This is a genomic window from Streptomyces sp. ADI95-17, assembly GCF_003846175.1.
Taxonomy (GTDB): domain Bacteria; phylum Actinomycetota; class Actinomycetes; order Streptomycetales; family Streptomycetaceae; genus Streptomyces; species Streptomyces sanglieri.
Window position 1 is genome coordinate 1,661,254 of record NZ_ML123044.1, and the last position, 23,019, is coordinate 1,684,272.

Annotated in this window: 21 protein-coding genes and 1 tRNA gene; 6 read left to right on the plus strand and 16 right to left on the minus strand. The window is 71.7% G+C overall.

Annotated elements, in window-relative coordinates; genetic code table 11:
- Positions 1–102: 102 nt before the first annotated feature.
- Positions 103–1,290 (minus strand): serine hydrolase domain-containing protein, encoded by a 1,188-nt coding sequence (locus tag EES42_RS07545; protein ID WP_124717234.1) that lies wholly within the window; start codon positions 1,288–1,290, stop codon positions 103–105.
- Positions 1,291–1,467: 177 nt separating this feature from the next.
- Positions 1,468–1,544, minus strand: a tRNA-Thr gene (locus EES42_RS07550).
- Between the two features lie 178 nt (positions 1,545–1,722).
- On the opposite strand from EES42_RS07550, the gene ugpC reads away from it, so the two are divergent.
- The 3 genes from ugpC (at position 1,723) to EES42_RS07565 (ending at position 4,239) form a co-directional block, all read left to right on the plus strand.
- A complete protein-coding gene (gene ugpC / locus EES42_RS07555; protein ID WP_093540284.1) occupies positions 1,723–2,859 on the plus strand; it encodes an ABC transporter ATP-binding protein in 1,137 nt (378 codons plus the stop codon).
- A gap of 224 nt (positions 2,860–3,083) precedes the next feature.
- A complete protein-coding gene (locus tag EES42_RS07560; RefSeq protein ID WP_124717235.1) occupies positions 3,084–3,497 on the plus strand; it encodes a hypothetical protein in 414 nt (137 codons plus the stop codon).
- Between the two features lie 34 nt (positions 3,498–3,531).
- Positions 3,532–4,239, plus strand: coding sequence for a nucleotidyltransferase family protein (locus EES42_RS07565; RefSeq protein WP_124717236.1), 708 nt, complete (start codon positions 3,532–3,534; stop codon positions 4,237–4,239).
- An 89-nt stretch (positions 4,240–4,328) separates the two neighbouring features.
- Here the strand turns inward: EES42_RS07565 and EES42_RS07570 are convergent, their stop codons facing one another.
- From EES42_RS07570 to EES42_RS07620, 11 genes are all read right to left on the minus strand, one after another.
- Complete coding sequence (locus EES42_RS07570; protein WP_124717237.1) at positions 4,329–5,891, minus strand: DoxX family membrane protein; 1,563 nt, start codon at positions 5,889–5,891, stop codon at positions 4,329–4,331.
- 168 nt (positions 5,892–6,059) lie between these two features.
- Positions 6,060–7,016, minus strand: a complete 957-nt coding sequence (gene rlmB, locus EES42_RS07575) for a 23S rRNA (guanosine(2251)-2'-O)-methyltransferase RlmB (protein WP_124717238.1) — start codon at positions 7,014–7,016, stop codon at positions 6,060–6,062.
- 83 nt (positions 7,017–7,099) lie between these two features.
- Positions 7,100–8,503 (minus strand): cysteine--tRNA ligase, encoded by a 1,404-nt coding sequence (gene cysS / locus EES42_RS07580; RefSeq protein WP_124717239.1) that lies wholly within the window; start codon positions 8,501–8,503, stop codon positions 7,100–7,102.
- 117 nt (positions 8,504–8,620) lie between these two features.
- Positions 8,621–9,022 carry a PPOX class F420-dependent oxidoreductase gene (locus EES42_RS07585; protein WP_124717240.1) on the minus strand — a complete coding sequence of 134 codons (402 nt, stop codon included), beginning with the start codon at positions 9,020–9,022 and terminating at the stop codon, positions 8,621–8,623.
- A gap of 33 nt (positions 9,023–9,055) precedes the next feature.
- Positions 9,056–10,309, minus strand: coding sequence for an MFS transporter (locus EES42_RS07590; RefSeq protein WP_241196268.1), 1,254 nt, complete (start codon positions 10,307–10,309; stop codon positions 9,056–9,058).
- Positions 10,310–10,679: 370 nt separating this feature from the next.
- A complete protein-coding gene (locus EES42_RS07595; RefSeq protein WP_124717242.1) occupies positions 10,680–12,407 on the minus strand; it encodes an ABC transporter permease subunit in 1,728 nt (575 codons plus the stop codon).
- 4 nt (positions 12,408–12,411) lie between these two features.
- Positions 12,412–13,932, minus strand: coding sequence for an ABC transporter substrate-binding protein (locus EES42_RS07600; RefSeq protein ID WP_124717243.1), 1,521 nt, complete (start codon positions 13,930–13,932; stop codon positions 12,412–12,414).
- 31 nt (positions 13,933–13,963) lie between these two features.
- On the minus strand, positions 13,964–14,548 hold the full coding sequence (locus EES42_RS07605; RefSeq protein WP_124717244.1) for a GNAT family N-acetyltransferase: 585 nt from the start codon (positions 14,546–14,548) through the stop codon (positions 13,964–13,966).
- A 114-nt stretch (positions 14,549–14,662) separates the two neighbouring features.
- Positions 14,663–15,184, minus strand: a complete 522-nt coding sequence (ispF, locus tag EES42_RS07610) for a 2-C-methyl-D-erythritol 2,4-cyclodiphosphate synthase (RefSeq protein ID WP_124717245.1) — start codon at positions 15,182–15,184, stop codon at positions 14,663–14,665.
- Positions 15,174–15,920 (minus strand): 2-C-methyl-D-erythritol 4-phosphate cytidylyltransferase, encoded by a 747-nt coding sequence (gene ispD, locus EES42_RS07615; RefSeq protein WP_124717246.1) that lies wholly within the window; start codon positions 15,918–15,920, stop codon positions 15,174–15,176. The genes ispF and ispD overlap by 11 nt, the downstream gene beginning before the upstream one ends.
- Before the next feature lie 354 nt (positions 15,921–16,274).
- Positions 16,275–16,757, minus strand: a complete 483-nt coding sequence (locus tag EES42_RS07620; protein WP_006380568.1) for a CarD family transcriptional regulator — start codon at positions 16,755–16,757, stop codon at positions 16,275–16,277.
- A gap of 641 nt (positions 16,758–17,398) precedes the next feature.
- On the opposite strand from EES42_RS07620, the gene EES42_RS07630 reads away from it, so the two are divergent.
- On the plus strand, positions 17,399–18,055 hold the full coding sequence (locus EES42_RS07630; RefSeq protein ID WP_124717247.1) for a copper chaperone PCu(A)C: 657 nt from the start codon (positions 17,399–17,401) through the stop codon (positions 18,053–18,055).
- Between the two features lie 91 nt (positions 18,056–18,146).
- On the opposite strand, the gene EES42_RS07635 is transcribed toward EES42_RS07630, so the two are convergent.
- Positions 18,147–18,827: a response regulator transcription factor gene (locus tag EES42_RS07635; protein WP_072487966.1), complete on the minus strand. Its 681-nt coding sequence runs from the start codon at positions 18,825–18,827 to the stop codon at positions 18,147–18,149.
- The gene (locus EES42_RS07640; protein ID WP_124717248.1) at positions 18,824–20,098 is read right to left on the minus strand and encodes a sensor histidine kinase; all 1,275 of its coding nucleotides are present in this window, start codon (positions 20,096–20,098) and stop codon (positions 18,824–18,826) included. Before EES42_RS07640 ends, EES42_RS07635 begins: the two co-directional genes overlap by 4 nt.
- 198 nt (positions 20,099–20,296) lie before the next feature.
- On the opposite strand from EES42_RS07640, the gene phoU reads away from it, so the two are divergent.
- Positions 20,297–20,974 carry a phosphate signaling complex protein PhoU gene (gene phoU / locus EES42_RS07645; protein WP_124717249.1) on the plus strand — a complete coding sequence of 226 codons (678 nt, stop codon included), beginning with the start codon at positions 20,297–20,299 and terminating at the stop codon, positions 20,972–20,974.
- Between the two features lie 278 nt (positions 20,975–21,252).
- Positions 21,253–21,402, plus strand: coding sequence for a hypothetical protein (locus tag EES42_RS44615; protein WP_164495177.1), 150 nt, complete (start codon positions 21,253–21,255; stop codon positions 21,400–21,402).
- 83 nt (positions 21,403–21,485) lie between these two features.
- On the opposite strand, the gene EES42_RS07650 is transcribed toward EES42_RS44615, so the two are convergent.
- A complete protein-coding gene (locus EES42_RS07650) occupies positions 21,486–22,811 on the minus strand; it encodes an MDR family MFS transporter (protein ID WP_124717250.1) in 1,326 nt (441 codons plus the stop codon).
- Between the last annotated feature and the right edge of the window lie 208 nt (positions 22,812–23,019).

Here is a 23,019-nt window from a genome sequence, read left to right on the forward strand (position 1 = left end):
CCAAGCCTGCCTCGCGCCCGGACCCGGCGTGGCACGGATTCGCCTGCCGCCCGACGCGAGTCCGCGAGGAAACACCTCTCCAGGCTTACGGGGCACAGGTGTTCAGCCCGCCGGCCGAGCCGGATCGGCCGGCCCGTCGCAGAACACCTCGTCCACGAGCCGCTGCGTCGCCTGCTGGAATGCCACGGCGTGCGACAGCGCGGCATCGTCCACGTAGTTCAGCGTGCCGGTCAGGGTCCTGCTGCCGTCGGGCGTGCTGTACATCAGCGCCGCATGGCCGGCGGCGCCGCCGTTGTGGGTGATGACGGTGCCACCACGGCCCGTGTCCTGCACGAACACCCCCAGGCCGTACCCCATGCCCGGAATGGGCGTCGGGTGCGGCGTGCACATCTCGGCCAGCAGCTCGGCCGGCAGGAGCTTGCCGCTCACCAGCGCGGAGATGAACGTGTGCAGGTCCCGGGAGGTCGAGATCATGTCGCCACCGCTGGAGATCCAGGAGGGATTCAGGCTGGTGACGTCGACCGTCCGCTCCTCACCGGCGTCCTCGTACCGGTAGTAGGCGTGGGCGTGCGGCTCTGCGATCTCCGTTCCGGTGGTGGGCACCGCGGTGCCCGACAGCCCGAGCGGTCCCAGGATCAGCCGCCGCATCTCCTCGGTGACCGAGCGGCCGGTGGCCTGCTCGATCAGCAGCCTGGCCAGCACGTAGTTGGTGTTGGAGTAGCTCCAGTCCGCCCCCGGCTCGAACCGCGCCGGCCTGGACAGCGCCAGCCGCACCAGCTCCGCCGGCCGATAGGTCCTGAAGCGGTTGTCCACCCACTCCTTGCCCGCGGTGGTGGCCGGGATCCCCGCCACCACCGTCCCGTCCTCGTAGTACTCGCCGGTGAAGTTGAAGATCCCGCTGGTGTGCTGGAGCAGCATCCGCACCGTGATCCGCCCGTCCACCCCGAACCCGGGCAGACAACCGGCCACCGGGGCGTCCAGCTCGACCCTGCCCTCGGCCACCAGCCGCAGCACCAGGGCCGCGATGAAGGTCTTGGTGCTGCTGCCGATCCGGACGTACCCGTCCACCGGCGGCTTCGCGGGCCCGCCCAGCTCGCTCACTCCGGCGCTGCCGACCCACTCACCCCGCTCGTCGTGCACGCGCAGCGTGATCCCGGTGATACCTGAGTCGACGATCTCCTCCAGGACCTTCCGAAGCCCCGGCCGCTCCTGCCCGGCATCGGCATCGGCATCGGCATCGGCATCGGCATCGAGCGTGCTTCTGTTCTGGCCGGAAAGGTTGGTGGACATGGTGGTTGCTCCCTTGGATCCGCCGTACCCGGATCGGCGCCCGTAGCGGCCTGCCGATGCGCCGAGCGTCCACCCTGACCCGAGGTCAACCTCAACCGTGATCCGGCTCACACCCATGGGGTTCGGCCGAGGGACACAAAAAGGCCCAGGTCAGATGTGCTCTGTCCTGGGCCTTCATGGAGCCCCCTGTCGGATTCGAACCGACGACCTACGCATTACAAGTGCGTTGCTCTGGCCAACTGAGCTAAGGAGGCGTGCCGGAGCAGTGTAACCAACACCGCACCCGAGCGGTCCCGAAATTTCGCGGGCGTCGAACTACTGACAGATTCGAAATGGCCAGGTAGCGTCGCTGAAGGTTCGTTCAAGTGGACCAGACCACTCCCGCACTCGGATCGTCCGGCACGTTCCTGCCGGTGGAGGAGAAGATTCAGCATGGCCAGTGTCACGTTCGACAAGGCGTCCCGCGTCTACCCCGGCTCCACGAAGCCGGCCGTGGACCAGCTTGAGATCGACATCGCGGACGGTGAGTTCCTCGTCCTCGTCGGTCCTTCCGGTTGTGGCAAGTCGACCTCCCTGCGCATGCTCGCGGGTCTTGAGGACGTCAACGGCGGCGCGATCCGCATCGGTGACCGCGACGTCACGCACCTGCCCCCGAAGGACCGGGACATCGCCATGGTGTTCCAGAACTACGCGCTGTACCCGCACATGACCGTCGCGGACAACATGGGCTTCGCGCTCAAGATCGCCGGTGTCAACAAGACCGAGATCCGGGCGAAGGTCGAAGAGGCCGCCAAGATGCTGGACCTCACCGAGTACCTGGACCGCAAGCCGAAGGCGCTCTCCGGTGGTCAGCGCCAGCGTGTCGCGATGGGCCGTGCCATCGTCCGTGAGCCGCAGGTCTTCCTCATGGACGAGCCGCTGTCGAACCTCGACGCCAAGCTCCGTGTCTCCACCCGTACGCAGATCGCCTCGCTCCAGCGCCGCCTGGGCATCACGACCGTGTATGTCACGCACGACCAGGTCGAGGCCCTGACCATGGGCGACCGGGTCGCGGTCCTCAAGGACGGTCTGCTCCAGCAGGTCGACTCGCCGCGCAACATGTACGACAAGCCGGCGAACCTCTTCGTGGCCGGGTTCATCGGCTCCCCCGCCATGAACCTGATCGAGGTCCCGATCACCGACGGCGGTGTGAAGTTCGGCAACAGCGTCGTCCCGGTCTCCCGCGAGGCGCTCTCCGCCGCCGCGGACAAGGGTGACACCACCGTCACGGTCGGCATCCGTCCCGAGCACTTCGACATCGTCGAGCACGGCGGTGCCGCCGCGAAGTCCCTCTCGAAGGACAGCGCCGACGCCCCGGCCGGCCTCGCCGTCTCGGTCAACGTCGTCGAGGAGCTCGGCGCCGACGGCTTCGTCTACGGCTCGGCGCGGGTCGGCGGCGAGGACAAGGACCTGGTCGTCCGCGTCGGCGGCCGCGCCGTCCCGGAGAAGGGCACCAAGCTGCACGTCGTGCCGCGCCCGGACGAGCTGCACGTCTTCTCGACCTCGACGGGTGCCCGTCTCACCGACTGACGCCCCGCGCACCCGCACCACGGCGGCCCCGCACGTTCTTCGTGCGGGGCCGTTCGCGCGCCACGGGACGCCCGGGGGTTTGGACCCGTACGGCGCCGGATTCCCCGGCACACCGGTCATTTCGGCTCGGTTCGTCAACGCCGAATTCGAAAAGCACCCTCGAACCATCCCTCTCAAGAGTGACGAATTGTCGCCATATCATCACTGCCCGCTACGCTCGCTGCGTGACCCACACTGCGCGCCGCATCGGCCGATCCCTCGCCTTCGTCCTGCCCGTCGTGATGGTCCTCTCCGGGACCCTCGCCGTCACCAGCGTGCCGTGGGCAGCGCACGGCTCCGAGCCGCAGGTGCTGACCGCTTCGGCCCACGACATCTCCAAGCGTGCCAAGACGCGCACCCCGCAGGACGCCCTCCGCGACCGGCTGCTCCTGGAGCTCCGGGAGAAGGACCCGACGGTCGCGCTCACCGACCTCCAGCGCTCCGTCGAGGGCCGCCCCTCGCTCGCCCGGCACTGCATGTCGATCGCCAAAGCACTGGGCCGCGCCGCCGTCGAGAAGTACGGCCCCACCCACGCCCACCGCTTCTCGCGCCCCGTCTGCGACACGTCCTTCGCCTCGGGCGTCGCCCAGTTCAGCTGACCGACCGCTCCGGGCACCGCATATCGTGCCTGGCATGCATACGTATCCGACGCAGGCCGTGGTCCTGGCAGGTGGCCAGGGGTCGCGGCTGCGCCCGTACACCGATGACCGCCCCAAGCCGATGGTCGAGATCCCGGGCACCGGGACGCCGATCATCGGCCATCAGCTTTCCTGGCTGGCCGCCGAAGGCGTGACCGACGCCGTGGTGTCGTGCGGTCATCTCGCCGAGGTGCTGCAGGAGTGGCTGGACTCGGCGGTGCTGCCGCTGCGCGTGACGACCGTCGTGGAGTCCGAGCCGCTGGGCCGCGGCGGCGGGCTGAAGTACGCCGCCGCCCGGCTCCCCGACCCCGAACAGCCCTGGTACGCCACCAACGGCGACATCTGGACGCGCTTCTCCCTGCGCGAGATGGCCGCGTTCCACACCGAACGCGATGCGACCGCCACCCTGGCCCTGGCCCGTCCCCGCATCCCCTGGGGTGCCGTGGAGACCGACGCGTTCGGGCACATCACCGACTTCATCGAGTCGCCGCCGTCGCCGTATCTGATCAACGCCGGCGTGTACGTCTTCTCCCCGGAATTCACGACGCTGCTGCCGGACCTGGGCGACCACGAGCGGACGACGTTCCCCCGGCTGGCCCGCGAGCGCAGGCTGGCCGGGTACCCGCTCCCGCACGGCGCCTACTGGCGGGCCATCGACACGGCGAAGGACCTCACCGAGGCCGCCAAGGAACTCGGGCAGTAGCACCACGGCACCACGCTTCGCAGCGGAAGGGGCGGTCACCGGTACGGGGATACCGGTGACCGCCCCTTCCGTCCCGTACGGCCGGCGGCTCAGCCGAGCAGGCCGCCGATGGGGTTCTGCCCGCCGCCCGACGTGCCGCCGGACGTACCGTCGCCGTCCGAGCCGCCGGTGGAGCCGCCGCCCGTGCCGGTGGAACCGGACGACGACGGGCCGGAGCTGCTGGACGGGGGCGGCTGCGGGGCCGTCTGCTGCGGGACCTGCCGCCCGGTGCCCTGGGTCTGGCTGGGCTGGCCGGCGCCGGCCGCCTGACCGGACTCGCGGACGGTGCCCGCGGCGGGCGTGGACGGCGCGGTGGACGGCGTCGTGGCGGCGCTGCTCCGGGACGGCACGGGGCGCTGCCCCTCCGGGGAGTGCGAGGCCCGGCCGCCGCGGGACTCCTGCGGGAGCGGGGAGCCGGGGAGCTGGTTGGTCGGGTCGGTGTTCGGGCCGGGCACGGTGACCACCCCGGAGGACCGGACCGCGCCACCGAGCACCGCGCCCACCAGCAGGGTGAGACCGACGACGACGGAGGCGACCACGGCGCCCCGGCGCAGCACCCGGCGGCGCAGGTCCCAGATCGCCGAGCGCGGGCCGAGCCTGCGCCAGGCCTCGCCGGCGAGCCGTCCGTCGACGGAGTAGACGGGCGCGCCCGCGATGATCAGCGGGCTCCAGGCGGCGAGGTAGATGATGTCGGGCGCGTCGTAGGCGGCGACGGTGCGCCAGCTCACGGTGACCAGCAGGGCGGCGGACAGCAGCGCGCCGAACGAGGCGGCGACCCGCTGCCAGAGGCCGAGGACGGTGAGGACGCCGACGACGACCTGGAGGAAGGCGACGGTGAGTCCGGCGCCGACGGGGTGGGAGAGCGCGAAGTCGCGCAGCGGCTCGGCCAGCGCCCAGGGGTGCAGCGAGTTCAGCCACTTGACCATGGAGCCGCGGTCGCCGCCGTCGAAGTAGACCGGGTCGCACAGCTTGCCCATGCCGGCGTAGATGGAGATGAAGCCGAGGAAGACGCGCAGCGGGAGCAGCACGACGCCGAGGTTCATCCGGCGGCCGGGGTAGTACGCGTGCCGGACCGAGTCGGTGCTCTGGCGCCCGCTCCGGGCCTCGCTCTCCTCGTCGAACCCGTCCTCGTCGTCGTACGCCTCCGGTGCGTACGGCGCGCCGTAGTCGTCGAAGGCGCCGACCGCCCGGCGCATGGGCGGCAGCAGCGGTCCGTTGCCGTAGTGGCCCGGCTGGTGGGGGGCGGTGACGACGGGGTTGGGCTGGGTCTCTTCGAGGAGGTCCATGAGCTGGGTGCCGCCCGTGCCGGGGCCGCCGTCGCGCTCCGGGGCCGCGTAGGGGTCGTACCCGGCCGGGGCCGGGCGGCCCGCGGTGGAGTTCCGCATGGCCTGGAGGAGCCCGGTGGCGCCGGGGTCGCCGGGGGCGGACCTGCCGCTCCACACGACGGGCGAGCGCCTGCCGCGGGCCGCTCCTGCTCCGCTCATGGCGGGGATCCTGGGCGCGCCGGCGGGGGCCGGACCGCGCAGCCGCGGGCGCTGGCCCGGTGCGAGCTGCACCCGGAAGCTGGCGTGGTTGACGATGACCTGCGCAGGGTCGCAGTCCACCTTGGTCATGCTCAGGGGGGGTTGTTCGTCGAACCGAGGCGTTCTGGTGTCCACACTCATCTAACCGAGTGATCTGTGTTTAGGACACTGCCTTGACGGGCCCGATGTGTCCGAGGCCCGTCAATGGGGTCCGGCGGGGGGAGGCTCCACTCGGCCGCCCCCCGGCCGGGTGGACTTTCAGGCCCGGCGCCGCGCGACCTCGTACAGCACGATCCCGGCCGCGACACCCGCGTTCAGCGACTCCGCGCCGCCCGGCATCGAGATGCGGACCCGGTAGTCGCAGGTCTCGCCGACCAGGCGGCCGAGGCCCTTGCCCTCGCTGCCGATGACGATGACGACGGGCCCGGCGAGCTCCGCCAGGTCCTCGACGGTGTGCTCGCCGTCGGCGGCCAGGCCGACGACCGTGAGACCGGCCTTCTGGTAGCCCTCCAGCGCCCGGGTCAGGTTGGTCACCCGGGAGACCGGCGTACGGGCCGCCGTACCGGCCGAGGACTTCCAGGCGCCCGCCGTCATCCCGGCCGCACGCCGCTCGGGCACGACCACGCCGTGGCCGCCGAACGCGGAGACGGACCGGACGATCGCACCCAGGTTGCGCGGGTCGGTGACGCCGTCGAGGGCCACGATCAGCGGGTCCTCGCCGTTGTCGTACGCGGCGGCGGTGAGGTCCTCGGGGTGCGCGTACTCGTACGGCGGGACCTGGAGGACGAGGCCCTGGTGGTTCAGGCCGTTCGTCATCCGGTCCAGCTCGGGGCGCGGGGCCTCCATCAGGTTGATGTTGCCGCGCGCGCCGGCGAGCTGGAGCGCCTCGCGGACCCGCTCGTCGTTGTCGATGTACTGCTGGACGTACAGGGTCGTCGCCGGGACGCCGTCGCGCAGGGCCTCGTAGACCGGGTTGCGGCCGACGACCATCTCGGACGTGCCCTTGACGCCGCCGCGCCGGGGGGCGGGGCGGCGGTTGGCGGCCTGCTTGGCCTTGGCGGTCGCGATGCGGTTCTTCTTGTGCTTCTTGCGGGCCTCGGCGGGCGGCGTCGGTCCCTTGCCTTCGAGGCCACGGCGTCGCTGCCCGCCGCTGCCGACCTGCATGCCCTTCTTGTTGGACGTGCGGCGGTTCCTGCGCTGGCTGTTCCCGGCCATGACCTACCTGTTTCGTTGCTTCTCAGACATGCGTACGTAAGTGAAGTGTGCCGCCCGGAACGCCGGGCGGCACACGGTGGGGACTACTGGCGGGGGCCGAGTGTCCACCGCGGTCCGGTGGGGCTGTCCTCGATGACGAGTCCGGACTGGTTGAGCTGGTCGCGGATGGCGTCGGCGGCGGGCCAGTCCTTGCGCTCGCGGGCCGACTGGCGCTGGTCGAGGACGAGGCGTACGAGCGTGTCGACGACCCCGTGCAGATCGTCGCCGCGGTCGCTCTCGCCCGCCCAGTGCTCGTCGAGCGGGTCGAGGCCGAGGACGCCGAGCATCGCGCGGACCTCGGCGAGCCGGGCGACGGCGGCTTCCTTGTCGTCGGCGGCCAGTGCGGAATTGCCCTGGCGGACCGTGGTGTGGACGATCGCGAGCGCCTGCGGGACGCCCAGGTCGTCGTCCATCGCCTCGGCGAAGGCCGGCGGCACCTCGGTGGCGGGCTCGACCGTCTCGCCCGCCTTCTCGGTGACGCGCTGGACGAAGCCCTCGATCCGCGCGAACGCCGACTCGGCCTCGCGCAGGGCCTCCTCGCTGTACTCGATCATCGACCGGTAGTGCGGGGTGCCGAGGTAGTAGCGCAGCACGATCGGACGCCACGCCTTGACCATCTCGCTGACCAGCACCGAGTTGCCCAGCGACTTCGACATCTTCTCGCCGGACATGGTGACCCAGCCGTTGTGCACCCAGTACTTCGCGAACTCGTCGCCGTACGCCTTGGCCTGGGCGATCTCGTTCTCGTGGTGCGGGAAGATCAGGTCGATGCCGCCGCCGTGGATGTCGAAGGCGGTGCCGAGGTACTTGTGCGCCATGGCGGAGCACTCCAGGTGCCAGCCGGGGCGGCCGCGGCCCCACGGGGTCTCCCAGCTGGGCTCGCCCGGCTTGGTCGCCTTCCACATCGCGAAGTCGCGCTGGTCGCGCTTGCCGGTCTCGCCGTCGCCGGACGGCTGGCGCAGATCGTCCAGGTCCTGGTTGGAGAGCTCCAGGTAGCCGGGGAACGAGCGCACGTCGAAGTAGACGTTGCCGTCGGCCGCGTAGGCGTGACCGCGTTCGATCAGGCCCCGCATCATCTCGATCATCTCGGGGACGTGGCCGGTGGCGCGGGGCTCGTAGGTGACCGGGAGGCAGCCGAGCGCGTCGTAGCCGGCGTTGAACGCCCGCTCGTTCTCGTAGCCGATGGCCCACCACGGGCGGCCCTGCTCCGCCGACTTCGCGATGATCTTGTCGTCGATGTCGGTGACGTTCCGGACGAAGGTGACGTCGTAGCCGCGGTACGCGAACCAGCGGCGCATGATGTCGAAGTTCAGCCCGGACCGGATGTGCCCGATGTGCGGGGCGGCCTGGACGGTCGCGCCACAGAGGTAGATCGAGACACAGCCCGCTGTGAGCGGTACGAAGTCACGGATCTGCCGGGCGCTGGTGTCGTACAGGCGAATAGTCACGCCTCAAGGGTAGTGGGCGCGCACCAGTGCCCCGCGACCCCTTGGGGATCGCGGGGACAACTTTGTTACAGCGGGTCGCTTCCGCCTGCGTCGAGGGGTCCTCCGAGGGGGTGTTTTTCAGACGCGTCCGACGACCTTGCGCGGGGTGATCCGGACGACCACCCGCTCGGCGTCGTCGAGGGAGGGGTTGAACTCCGCGAACTTCTTGCCGGTGTACTTCACGGACAGCTCGTCCATGAGCTCGTCGCCGCCCTCGGTGGTCAGGGTGGCGGTGCCGCGGATCTCGGCGTACGTGTACGGGGCGTCGAAGGGCTGCACGACCACGGAGACCCGCGGGTCACGGCGCAGGTTCTGCTCCTTGCGGCGGCCGACCGACGTCGAGACGAGCAGGTCGTCGCCGTCGCGCTTCACCCAGACCGGGGAGACCTGGGGGCTGCCGTCGGGCTGGACGGTGGCGACGGTGACGAAGACGGGGCTGTCGAGAAGCGCCTTGAGTTCTGCGGGGAGTGCGGCGGGCATGGCGTACGTCCTCCAGTGGGTTCGGTGGTGCCTCTACGTATCCCCAACCCCGGCCCGGCGCTCCCGCTTCCCGTTCCCGCCCACCGGAAGGGTGAGGGCGAGCGCGGCACCCGCCAGCGGCACGGCGGCGAGCACCGCCCACCGGACCGGTCCGGGTGCCTGGAGCAGCGCCCCGGTGGCGGCGCTGCCGCCGAGCACGGCCAGCCCGGAGACGGAGGAGAGCGCCCCGGTGGCGAGCCCGAGCCGCCGGTCGTCGACGAGATCCGGTACGAGCCCGCGCGCGGCCGGGACCAGCAGCATCTGCCCGAGGGTCAGCAGAACTACGAGGGTGGCGCCGGGCAGCAGTCCGGCGGGGCCGCCGGGGGTGAGCGGTACGGCGGCGAACCCGGCGGCGACGATCCCGAGGCCGGTGACGAGCGCGGTGCGCGGGGCGACGCGGCGGGCGGCCCAGCGGGTCAGGGGCAGTTGGGCGCAGACCACGAGGAGCGAGGAGAGCGCGAACAGCCAGCCGAGCGCGGCCTGCCCGCCGGTGGCCTCCGCCACCTCGGCCGGCAACGAGAGGTAGAGCTGGTTGTACGCGATCAGGTAGCTGCTGTACGCGAGGCAGAGCAGGAGGAAGGGCCGGTTCCCGAACACCTCGCGAACGGAGCCGCGGGACTCGGCCGTCCGAGTGACGGGAGCCCGGCGCGGCATCAGCCGGGCGTGTCCGGCGAGGACCCCGACGAAGACCAGCGCACCGGCGAGGCAGGCCGCCCGGAATCCGGCACCGAGCAGCAGGAGCAGCGAGCCGAGCAGCGGCCCGATGAAGGCGCCGGCCTGCCCGGCGGCGGAGAACACGGCCAGCACCTGGGCACGCGGGGTCCCGGTGTCCTGCTCGTACCGGACGGACTCGCGGGCGGTCTCGGACTCCACGGCCGGCGAGAACAGCGCGGCGGCGAACCCGATGAGGACCACCGCACCGATGACGCTCACGGTGGACCCGGCGAAGGCCAGCCACCCGAAGCCGGCGATCCGCAGGGCGCAGCCGACGAGGACGACGGGCCGGGGCCCGTACCGGTCGGTGAGGGCGCCGCCGACGACGAAGAGCCCCTGCTGGCTGAACGTACGCAGACCGAGCACGAGCCCGACGAGCCATCCGGCCATGCCGAGGCCGGTGCCGAGATGGGTCGCGAGGTAGGGCAGCACGGCGTAGAAGCCGATGTTGAAGGCGAACTGGGTGGCGGTGAGGAGCCGCAGGTAGGGCGTGGTCCTCGTCGCGGCCACGAGGGTGGGTGCGGCGGGGGTCACGGGGTCACCCCGCCGACGGGTTTCGGCGGGGTGGTCCGGGGCCCCTCCGGGGCGTCTCCTCGAACGACGAACGTTCCGCGGGTACGCGGGAGAACCCGGGTATCCGTTCGTCGTCCTGCGGGGACTCCCCTGCACGGCCCCGGACCGGGCCGTCGTGCGTCCTCGGGCGTGCGGGAGTGGCGGTGGGGCCGTGCCCGGAGGGGGCCCGTCCCGGTACGCGATTCCGTCTCGGTGCGCCCGTTCGTGCCCGTGCCGGGACGCGGTCCGGTCTCGGTACGCCCGTTCGTGCCCGTGCCGGGACGCGGTCCGGTCTCGGTACGCCCGTTCGAGGCCGTCCTGGTACGCCTGTCCGCCGTACTGGTACGCCCGTTCATGCCGTGCCTGCCCTGGTGCGGGCACGCCCCCGCACCGCTGCCGCCGTGAGGACGGCCAGTGCGCCCAGGGCGGCGAGCGCGGCGGCGGGAGCCAGTACGGACCAGGGGGCCCGTTCCGCGTACGGCATGTTCTCCGAGAGCATCCGGCCCCACTCCGGCGCCGGTGCCTGTGTGCCCAGGCCGAGGAAGCCGAGCGAGGCGAGGGCCAGCGCGACGGCCGGGATCCGCAGGACCGCGTGGCGCAGGACCGGGGGCACGACGGCGGGCAGCAGGTGGCGCCGGGCCAGGTGCCACCGCCCGGCGCCCATCGAACGGGCCGCCGCGATGTGCGGTGCGGCGCGCTCCTGCGCGTACAGGGCCGAGGTGTGCGCGGCGAGCGGCGCCCAGGCGACGGCCGCCACGGCGGCCGCGGCACCCAGGGGGCCGGGGCCCGCGATGCCCGCGACGACCAGGCCGCAGAGGATCGCCGGCAGAGCGTTCGCGGTCTCGGTGAGCGCCCCGGCCCGTACCGCTCCGAGGACCAGGCCGAGCAGCAGCGTCACGGCGGAGACGGCGATCGCGGTCAGCACCGTACGGGCCGCTCCGTGGCCGAGGCGGGCCAGCACGTCACGGCCGAGGGAGTCCGTGCCGAAGGGATGCGCGGCGGAAGGACCGGCGAGGCGGGCCGCGGCGTCGACGTGCAGCGGGTCGCGCAGCAGCCCGGCGACGGTCACGGCCACGAAGAGCACGGCGAGCACCACCGCACCGGCGGTGAGCAGCCGGCGGGCGGGCAGGGCCGGGGGCACCAGGGCCGGGAGGGCCCCGTCGGCCAGGGCGGGCCCGAGCAGGGCGCGGCCGGCCAGGCGGGCCGCGATGCCCGCGGCCACGCCCAGGAGCAGCAGGAACAGCACGCACGCCTGGAGCACCGGGAGGTCCTGCGCGAGGGCCGCGGCCAGCGCCGTACCGCCGAGCCCGGGGACGGCGTACAGCGTCTCGACGGCGACGGCGCCGCCGGTGAGGCCGACCACGACCAGGCCGAGCTGCGGCAGCAGTCCGGGCAGGGTGCGGCGCAGCGCGTGCGGCACGATGCGACGTCCCGGCAGTCCGCCCGCGACGGCGGCCTTCGCCCACGGTTCGGCGAACGCGGCGGGCAGCGCGTCGTCCAGCAGCCGGCCGAGCAGGGCGCCCGCGGGGATGCCCATGGCGAGCGCGGGCAGCACCATCTGTTCGGGCCCGCCCCAGCCGAGCGCCGGGAGCCAGCCCAGCTGCACGGCGACGACGGCGGCCAGGACGGCGGCGAGCAGGAACTCCGGCAGTGCGGCGAGGACGGCGGCGCTCACCCCGGCCCGTGCGGTGACGATCCGGCGCCGCGCCCCGCGCCGCAGCGTGCCCGCGCAGAGCACGGCGGCCAGCAGCACGGCGACCGCGAGCGAGGCGCCCATCAGGGTCAGGGAGACGCCGAGCGCGGCCGTCACATCGGGGGCGACGGGCTGTCCGGAGACCCAGGAGGTGCCGAGGTCGCCGTGGAGGAGCCCGCCCAGCCAGTCGCCCAGGACGTGCGCGGCCCCGCCGTCGAGCCCGGTCTCGGCGCGGATCGCGTCGAGGGTCTCGGGGGTGGGCGGCCGGTCGGCGTACCGGGCGTGCAGGATCGTGAGCGCCGGGTCGGTCCGGGTCAGGGTGGGCAGCAGCCCGATGACGGCGAGGACCGCGAGGAGCGTGCCGAGCCGCCCCGCCAGGTGCTTCACCCGGTCACCCGACGCGGGTGTCGGCGGTGATCAGGGTGCGTTCCATCGGGTCGAGCGAGACGCCGTGGACGCGGCTGTCGTCGTAGCCCTGGACGAAGCGTTCGTGGAGCAGCGGTACGAGGGCGTCGGTGCCGAGGATGCCGGCCTCGGCGGCCGTCTCGGCGCGGTGGCGGGCGGTGGTGTCGGCGAGGCCGGCGGCCTTGTCCACGGCGGCGTCGACCCGCTCGTCGCAGAGCTGGGAGATGTTGAAGCTGCCGTCGCAGGTGAAGTCGGACGCGAGGTAGGAGACCGGGTCCGCGGTGTCCAGGAGGGTGTTGCGGGCCTGGATGAACGCGTCGTACTTGCCGGCCAGTGCGTCGGCCTCCAGCTGGGCGTAGTCGCGTACGACCTGCTTGACGGTGAAGCCGCGCGCGGTGAGCTGCTGCTGGACGACGGTGGCGACCTCGGGCAGCTCGGGCCGGTTGGTGTACGTGGCGAGGACGATCTGCTTCGTCTTCGCGACCTGCGCCTTTGCGGCGGCCTTCGCCCGGTTCGTGGGGGCGGTGCGCTCGGCGGCGGCCCAGGGCACGCCGGGGCCGAGGAGGCCCTTCGCGGTGTCGGCGCGGCCCTCGTAGACGCCCTTGACCAGGGCGGCCGAGTCGATGGCCTCGCGGGCGGCGGCACGCATCGCCGGGTCGGCGAAGACCCCGTGCCGGGTGTTGAGGGAGAGGCCGTTGGTGCGGGCGGAGGGGAATTCGTGGACGAGCCCGTCACCGAGGAGGGACGCCTGGGAGATGGGTACGTACTCGGCGACGTCGACGGTCTTCGTGCGCAGCGCGTTGGCGCGCGCGGTGCCGTCGGCGACGAACTTCACGTCGACGCCGGGGGCCTTCGCCTTGTCACCCCAGTAGCTGTCGTTGCGCTGGAGCGTGGCGCTGAGCGCGCCGTTCACCTTCGTCAGGGTGAAGGGTCCGGTGGCGTGCCCGGCGGGGTTCACCCTGCCGCCCTTGTACGCGCCCTCGGACAGGATCGTGAGCGAGGGGTTGGCCAGGCGCTGGGGCAGCAGCGGGTCGGGGGTCCGGGTGGATATCCGTACGGTCCTGGCGTCCGGCGTGGTGACGTCGAGACGGGTGTCGCTGAGGACCCGGGGCTTGGGGGACGCCTCCTCGGCGGCGCGCAGCGAGCGCGCGACATCGGCGGACCCGACCTTCTTGCCGTCCTGGAAGGCGGCGTCGCGCAGCGTGAAGGTCCAGGTGCGGTCGTTGTCGCGCTTCCAGGAGGTGGCGAGCGCGGGCTTGGCGTCGCCGTTCCTGTCGAGGGTGGTGAGGCCCTCGATAACGGCGAGGCGGCTGAGGGTGACGGCGTCGTCGCCGTACGGGGACATGGCCTGGGCGGGCGGGAAGGCCATGACGACCCGGAGCCGCTGCCCGTCCGCGGAGCCGCCCGAGCCGTCCGATGAGGAACAGGCGGTGGCGAGCGGTACGAGGAGGGCGGCCGCGGAGAGCGTCAGGGGCAGCGCGGGGCGACGGCGACGGGGCGAGGACATGACTGCGACCTTATATGAAAACGATTGTCATCTAGCGGGCGGGGGTGGTGGGCACCGGCATCGGCAGTTCGAAGTGGACGATGCCCTGACCGCCGCCCGGCAACGCGCGCTCGTCGCACACCTCGTCCGCCAGCGACCGCCAGAACGGCTCGGCGCCGGACACGGCCGGGTCGGTGTGCAGGTAGACCGCCTCGTACCCGCCGGCCGCCGCGACGAAGTCGCACAGCTCCCGCACCAGCCGCCGGGCCAGCCCGCGCCTGCGGTGGCCGGGCGCGACATAGATCCGGCAGAGCTGGGCGGTGGTCCCGGACGGGAAGCGGTCCGCGACCCACTGCGGATTGGGCGGCGCCTGGGGCCCGCGGTCGCGCACCGCGCCGGTGGCGACGATCTCGCCGTCGCACTCGACGACCAGCAGGGTGCAGCGGTCCGGGCGCAGATAGGCGGTCTCGGGATCGATGATGTCGGCGTGCCAGCGCGGTACGTAACCGGACCGCAGGTCGCGGTAGACGGTGTCGAGCATCACGGCCCGCGCCCCGCCGAGATCGGCGGGGGTGGCGGTGCGCAGTACGTATCCGTCGGTTCCGGCCCGTACCGGCGCCACCGTCGTCGTGCTCATCCGTGAGCCCACCGTCCTCGTACGACACATCGCTTGCCGTACCAGCGTACGTGCAAGCGTTGTGCAACAAGGTCGTGGCCCCGGAGGTCCCAGCAGGTCAGGGCCGGGTGCGGGTCAGCCGGTGCGGTAGACCAGCGCGGTCGCGATCCCGGCGATGCCCTCGCCCCGGCCGGTGAAGCCGAGACCGTCGGAGGTGGCCGCGGAGAGCGAGACGGGCGCCCCCACGGCGGCCGACAGCACCTTCTGCGCCTCGTCCCGCCGCTTGCCGATCTTCGGCCGCACGCCGACGACCTGGACGGCGACATTGCCGATCTCGAAGCCCTCGGCCCGCACGATCCGGGCCGCCTCGGTCAGCAGGGTCACCCCGGCGGCGCCGGACCACTCGGGCCGCCCGGTGCCGAAGTGCTGCCCGAGGTCGCCGAGCCCGGCAGCCGAGAAGAGCGCGTTGCACGCGGCGTGCGCGACGACATCGGCGTCCGAGTGGCCGGCGAGCCCGGGCCCCTCGCCCTCCCAGAGCAGCCCCGCGCACCACAGCTCACGGCCCTCCTCGAAGGCGTGGATGTCGGTGCCGATCCCGACCTGCGGGATCACCGGCCCGGTCCGTTCCACGGGAGCCGTCGTTTCCTCAGAAGCCATCGTTCGCCCTCCTGCGTGCGAGTACCGCCTCGGCCAGCACCAGATCCAGCGGCCGGGTCACCTTGAACGCCTCTTCATGCCCGGGCACGACCACCACGGGCACCCCGAGCTGCTCCACCATGCCCGCGTCGTCCGTGGCACCCTCGCCGCTGACGGCGACGGCCCCGTGCGCCCGTACGAGCGTGTCGCGGTCGAAGCCCTGCGGGGTCTGCACGGCGCGCAGCCTGGCCCGCACGGGCGTGCCGAGCACCGGCTCCGGCTCCCCCGGCGCACCGGGCTCGACCTCCTTGACGGTGTCGGCCAGCGGCAGCGCGGGGACGACGGCGGGCGCCCCGTCCCGTACCGCCTCGATCACCGCGTCCACCGTGTCGACGGGCACCAGCGGGCGCGCCGCGTCGTGGACGAGGACGACGGAGACGTCCTCGGGCAGCGCGTCGATGCCGAGCCGCACCGACTCCTGGCGGGTGTCGCCGCCGGGCACGACGAGGTAGTCGGTGCGCTCGGGCAGGGCGTGCTCGTCGAGCAGGTTCTTGACCTCGTGGGCGCCGTCCGGCGGCGCGACGACCACGACCAGGGAGACGGCACGGGACGCCGCCATGGCCCGTACCGCGTGGATGAGCATGGGCGTGCCACCCAGCGCGCGGAGCGCCTTGGGGGCACCCGGCCCGAGCCGTACGCCGCGGCCGGCTGCGGGAATCACGGCGGCCGTGCGGTACGGACGCGATTGATCAGACATCGATTGCACTCCGGGGCTTCGGCATGTTTGTTTCCACAGCCGACGTGGGTATGGCCACAAGCGAGCCGGGCGCCGTGCCCTGACTCGACGGGACCCTTTCCGTGACACCCCGTCGAAGTCGGACAAGCCGCACCGGTGCTCGGGATCGGCTGCGCAAGATCGCGAGCAACGTATCGGGGGTATCACCGGTGAAGCCAACGCATCGGTGAGTCGGGACGCAATCCGGACAGGCTGTGCATTGATTCCAGCCACGCCGTGGCTGAATACAGACATGCCGCGGCGCCCGACGACATACCGTGAATACGATTGTCAGCGGGCACCGCGGCACATTGATTACGACCGGCGCGAGCCGGTTCAGGACGCGAGAACCTCGTCGAGCAGAGCCTCGGCCTTGTCTTCGTTCGTGTTCTCCGCGAGAGCGAGCTCGCTCACCAGAATCTGGCGAGCCTTGGCGAGCATGCGCTTCTCACCTGCGGAGAGTCCACGCTCGCGCTCACGACGCCACAGGTCGCGAACCACTTCGGCGACCTTGATGACATCGCCGGAGGCGAGCTTCTCGAGATTTGCCTTGTAGCGCCGGGACCAGTTCGTCGGCTCTTCGGCATACGGTGCGCGAAGCACCTCGAAGACCCGGTCCAGCCCCTCCTGCCCGACCACGTCGCGCACACCCACGAACTCCGCATTGTCCGCCGGCACACGAACCGTCAAGTCGCCCTGGGCGACCTTGAGCACCAAGTAGGTCTTGTCCACGCCTTTGATCTGGCGAGTTTCGATAGCCTCGATCAGCGCGGCCCCGTGATGGGGATAGACCACGGTGTCGCCAACCTTGAACGTCATGTGACAGGTACCCCTTCCGTGGCTATCAAGAGTAACACGAGAACTGCTTCTCCTGAATGACGTTTTCGCAGGTCAGGGCATATCTCGGGGCTTGACAACAGCAACACGCACGTGCTGCGGAAGGCTCACGGGGGACGGAATTCGCAGGTCGGAGCCGTTGTGCGGGCAGGGCGAAACACACACGTCTCACACATCCGGACCACTCTCCGCAGGGGTCGAACGTCCCGTTTTGCCTGATTCCGGATGCTGAAGTTTCCGTACTCCGTTCGGAGATCGATCACCCGTACGGAGGTAAGTGCCGTTGATCAACGGAATTGATCAACGGCCCGGCGTGATCGCTTATGCGCACGGAATGCGCCACGCTCCATGAATTGATCACCGGCGATATGTGAACGGCATGTGTCGGGCCGTTTCGGCAGCCGGCAAGGGCCGCAAACCATTGTCGGGCGGGAGCCTGCGAAGGCCATGGCCGCGGGAAGTTCCGGGAGAGGCCGGGAGGACCGAGATCACTCTCAGGGGCGGGTCGGGTGCGGGGCCGGGCGGGCGGCTCGGTAGCCTGAAGCCGCTGACACACCCTTAGGGCGGCTTTACGTCGCTCCCCATCCGTCCGCAGTCCGAACGTTCAAGGAGTTGCCGCCGCCGTGAGCCGCAGCCTTCGACACGGCGCCCTCGCCGCCACAGCCATCGTGTTCTCGATCGCCTCGCTCGCCGCGTGCGGCGCGGGCAATGACGCCGCGACGCTCAAGGTCAGGCCGGACAATGCTGCCACCACCATCGGTGACATCAGAATCCAGAACGCGAACATCGTCACCCAGCCCGAGCGCACCGCGACGGGCCCGGCGGTCGTCGTCGCGACGCTGTTCAACAACGGCACGAAGCCGCAGACCCTGGAAGCCGTCACGCTGCCGGGTTCGAGCTCCTCGGTGCAGCTGCACGCCGCCAAGGGCGCCGGACCGGTCGTCGTCCCGGCCGGCGGCGCGGTGCTGCTGGGCGGGCCCGGCAACGCCTCCGCCGTGATCGAGAGCGGCAGCGAGGCCGCCCGGGCGGGCAACGTGCAGGCGATCGTCTTCAAGTTCAGCAAGGCCGGCGAGGTCCCGCTCAGCGCGTTCGTCGTACCGGCGACGAGCTACTTCACGGGCTTCGGTCCGAGCACGCTGCCCGAGACGCCGGAGACGAAGCCGACCGGTTCCGCCACCGCCACCACCACCTCCGGGTCGGAGGGCGGTACCCCCTCGGAGTCGGAGAGCGACGAGGTCACCCCGACCGACTCCGCGTCCGCCTCCACACAGGCCCGCTGACCGCACCCGGACAGCGCCACGCGGACCCACTGCGAACGGCGGAGGGCGCCCCCTTTCGGGGGCGCCCTCCGCCGTTCGCACACCTGACGGTTTACGGCTCGAACTTGTAGCCCAGGCCCCGCACCGTCACCAGGAAGCGCGGCGCGCCCGGGTCGGGCTCGATCTTGGCGCGCAGGCGCTTGACGTGGACGTCGAGGGTCTTGGTGTCACCCACGTAGTCCGCGCCCCACACCCGGTCGATCAGCTGCATGCGGGTCAGGACCCGGCCCGCGTTGCGCAGCAGCATCTCCAGCAGGTCGAACTCCTTGAGCGGGAGGTCCACCTTGCCGCCGGCGACGGTGACGACGTGGCGGTCCACGTCCATCCGCACCGGGCCCGCCTCCAGGGCGGCCGGGGTGACCTCCTCGGGCTCGCCGCGGCGGCGCAGCACGGCGCGGATCCGGGCGACCAGTTCCCGCGAGGAGAACGGCTTGGTCACGTAGTCGTCGGCTCCTATTTCCAGGCCGACGACCTTGTCGATCTCGCTGTCCTTCGCCGTGACCATGATCACGGGGACATTGGACCGGCTGCGCAGCTGACGGCAGACCTCCGTGCCGGGCAGGCCGGGCAGCATCAGGTCGAGCAGTACGAGGTCGGCGCCGTTGCGCTCGAACTCGTCAAGCCCGTCCGGGCCCGTGGCCGCGATGGCGACCTCGAAGCCTTCCTTGCGGAGCATGTAGGACAGGGCGTCGCTGAAGGATTCCTCATCCTCGACGACGAGCACTCGGGTCACGGAAGGACCTCCGGGGCAGGGAATGGTTCAAGGGTGTCGGGGTGAGCGGGTCCATGGGAGCCGCCCTCGTCGCCGTTGACGACGGGCGGTCCGTCCGAGCTGCGGTCCCGTTCCCGTACGGACGCTTCGGGCAGCCGCAGGGTGAAGGTGGAGCCCTGGCCCTCCGAGCTCCAGACCGTGACCTCCCCGCCGTGCGAGGCGGCCACGTGTTTCACGATGGCGAGGCCGAGGCCGGTGCCACCGGTGGCCCGTGAGCGGGCCGGGTCGACGCGGTAGAAGCGTTCGAAGACCCGCTCGCGGTCCTTCTCCGAGATACCGATGCCCTGGTCGGTCACGGCTATCTCGATCTGGTCCCCGCCCGGCACGGACAGTCGCCTGGCGGCGATGCCCACTCGGGTGCGGGCGGGACTGTAGTTGACGGCGTTCTCGACGAGATTGCCGAGCGCCGCGGCGAGCTGGCCGCGGTTGCCCCAGATACGGAGCTCCGCGGTGCCGCCCGCCGCCATGGTGATCTGCTTCGAGCCGGCCTGCTGGCGGCAGCGGTCGATGGCCTCGGCCACCAGCTCGTCCACCCGGACCGGCTCGGCGTCCTCCAGCGGGTCGTCGTTCTGCACCCGCGAGAGGTCGATGATCTCCTGTACGAGGTTGGTCAGCCGGGTCGCCTCGATCTGCATCCGGCCCGCGAAGCGTTCCACCGCCTCCGGGTCGTCCGAGGCGTCCATCACCGCCTCGGAGAGCAGCGAGAGCGCACCGACCGGGGTCTTGAGCTCATGGCTGACGTTGGCGACGAAGTCGCGCCGTACCGCCTCTATCCGGCGGGCCTCGGTGAGGTCCTCGACCAGCAGGAGCACCAGCCGGGAGCCGAGCGGGGCGACCCGGGCGGAGACCGCGAGGGCCTCTCCGCGGCCCGTACCGCGCCGCGGAAGGTCCAGTTCCACCTGTCGTATCTCACCGTCGCGGCGGGTGTCCCTGGCCATGTTCAGCATCGCCTCGACGGCGAGCCGGCCGCCCCTGACCAGTCCCAGCGCATAGGCGGCGGAGCTGGCCTTGACGACGCTGTCGCTCTCGTCGAGCACCACCGCCGAGGAGCTGAGCACGGACAGGACCGTGTCCACCCCGGGCGGCAGGGGTGCGTTGCTGTCGGGCCGCATGGAGGTTCGCGTCGGCTTCTTCTGGTCGCGCTCGCTCCAGCGGAACGCAAGCATGGCGATCACGCCGGTACACGCACCGCCGATCGCCGCAGCTGCGGCGACTGCCGCGTTCACGTCCATACGTCAAGGTTATGCGGGTACCGGACGACTCTCCCAGCCATCCGGGTGCGTATCCGAACACTCGTCGCCCAGAGTTCACCGAGGAGCAAGGGTTGGTTCACTTGGGCGGCCGGAACCCGACGCGTACGCCACTCAGGGTGGCAGCGTGGGGTTCGAACCTGGCCCCGGCCTTACACAGAGGACTGGAGAGGGACTTCCATGCGTGACGCGTACCACGAGGAACTCGACTCGATCGGAGAAGGGCTGGTCGAGATGGCCCGGCTCGTCGGGTCGGCGATCGGCCGGGCGACGACGTCCATGCTCGATGCCGATCTCAAGCTCGCGGAGAGCGTGATCGCCGCGGACCAGAAGGTCGACGACCTTCAGCACGACCTGGAGGCGCGGGCCATCGCCCTGCTCGCGCGTCAGCAGCCCGTGGCGACGGACCTGCGCATCGTGGTCACCTCCCTGCGGATGAGCGCCGACCTGGAGCGCTCGGGCGACCTCGCCCAGCACGTCGCCAAGCTGGCCCGGCTGCGGTTCCCGCAGTCGGCGGTCCCGCACGACCTGCACGCCACCATCCTGGAGATGGGGCAGCTGGCGCAGCGCCTGATGGCCAAGGCCGCCGAGGTGATCATCACCAAGGACGTCGATCTGGCGCTCCAGCTGGAGCAGGACGACGACGAGATGGACCTGCTGCACCGCACGCTGTTCCAGCACCTGATGGACGACCGCTGGAAGCACGGCATCGAGACGGCCGTCGACGTGACGCTGCTCGGCCGCTACTACGAGCGCTTCGCGGACCACGCGGTGTCGGTCGCCAAGCGGGTCGTGTACCTGGTGACGGGCGAGCACGCCGACGAGATCCAGCAGCAGGCGTCGGTGGAGGGCGCGTAAGCGGAGACGCGTGACCAGGGCTCGTGTCTCGTAAACGGAGGCGCGTGACCAGGGCTCGTATCTCGTATACGGAGGCGCGTGACCAGGGCGCGTAACGGAGGCGCGTACGGGCGTGCGTGGGCGCATCGGGTCGCACAAGTGTTTCTGCGCATGTGCGCCGTTGATGCGCCCGCCGGGTTGGGCATGCAATGGGGTGGGGCGGCACGCCTTGTCCGTACCCCCCGGTCGTACGCGCGCTCTCGTGGCGTGCGGCCTGTCGTACGCCTTGAGGAGGAACCATGGCCGATTCCCCCACGACCGACCCACAGCAGGAGGCACCCGCCGAGGTGGTGCACCTGACCCTGCTCGGCGCCTGCGGCTGCGGCTCGGGCTGCGGCTGCGGCTGCCAGTCCGGGGCCCCGTGCCAGTGCGGTGGCTGCTCCGGCTGACCGGCTGCCACGGAATGCCGAATGCGCCCCGCGCGGAGCCGGACGGCTCCGCGCGGGGCGCCCCCGTGTGCGGGGCGCGGCGCTCAGCCCGTCCGCTCGACGGCGGGCCCGGTGCCGGCGGCCTCATCGGCCCCGGAAGCGACCGCGGCACCGCCCTCCGCCACCCGGCTGCCACCCTCGGGCGCCGCCACGTCCTCCCCCGGCAGGTTCCGCATCAGCAGCCAGTAGCCCAGCGCGGCCCCGGTCCCCAGGACGGCGCACGCGCTCCACAGCCACTGGGCCCCGAACCGGTCGATCACCAGGCCCGACATCAGCGGCGCGATCAGCGCGGCCGCGGACCACGACATCGTGTACATGCCCTGGTAGCGGCCCCGGCCCCGGGCGGGCGACAGCCGGACCACCAAGCTGCTCTGGATCGGCGCGTTGACGATCTCGGCGACCGTCCAGACGCAGATGGTCAGCGCGTAGACGGCGACCGACCCGGCGAACGCGGTCAGCCCGAACCCGTACCCCGCCAGCAGCGACGACACGATGAGCAGCCGGCGCGGATCGCGGTGCTGGATGAAGCGGGTGACGGGGATCTGGAGCACCACGATCAGCACCCCGTTGACGGCGACTGCGGTACCGAAGTCGGAGCTGGAGAACCCGTCCGCCCCCATGGCCACCGGGAGCCCCACGTACCCCTGCTGGAAGATCAGGGCGATGACGAAGGACAGGCCGACGACGCTCATGAACCGGCCGTCGCGCAGCACGGTGGAGAGCCGGACCTCGTCCGTGCCGTCGTCGACCACGCGTCCGGACACCACCGGCTTGTCGGGCCGCGACTCGGGCACCTTCATGAAGACCACGACGGCGCAGACCAGCGTCATCGCGGCCTCGCCGAGGAACCCGGCGAGATAGCTGTACTCGGCGACGAACCCGGCACCGGCCGAGGAGACGGCGAAGCCGAGGTTGATGGCCCAGTAGTTGAGCGAGAAGGCCCGCACCCGGTCCTCGGGCCGGACGATGTCGGCCATCATCGCCTGCACGGCGGGCCGCGACGCGTTGCTGGCCATGCCCACGAAGAAGGCGACCGTGGCGATCGCCACCGGGTGGACCATGAACCCGAGCACCGCCACCGACACGGCCGTCGACGTCTGCGCGATGAGCATGGTGGGCCGGCGGCCGAGCCGGTCGGTCATCACCCCCGCCCCGAGCGAGGAGACGACCCCGCCGAGCCCGTGCAGCGCGACGACCAGACCGGCGTACGAGGCCGAGTAGCCCCGGTCCAGGGTCAGGTAGAGCGCCATGAAGGTGGCGACGAACGCTCCGAGGCGGTTGACCAGCGTGCTGGTCCACAGCCACCAGAACTGCCTGGGGAGCCCGGACACTGATTCGCGTGCGGCCCGTCTGAGCCCGGCGACAGACATACGGAATCCCCCCAGGGAAGTACGGAACGGACAGCGCCGGTAAGTGGCCCGGCTGCTGTCCGAACGTTACGAATCCCGGATTCCGGTACGCCACTCAATTGACGCCTGCCGTCAATCGTCGCCGCTCCAGGCCGCCGGAGGGCCCGCTCTGTCGCCTCCGGGCCCGCCCGCTGTCCGCCCTGTGACCGGCCGCGCGGCGCCCGTACGG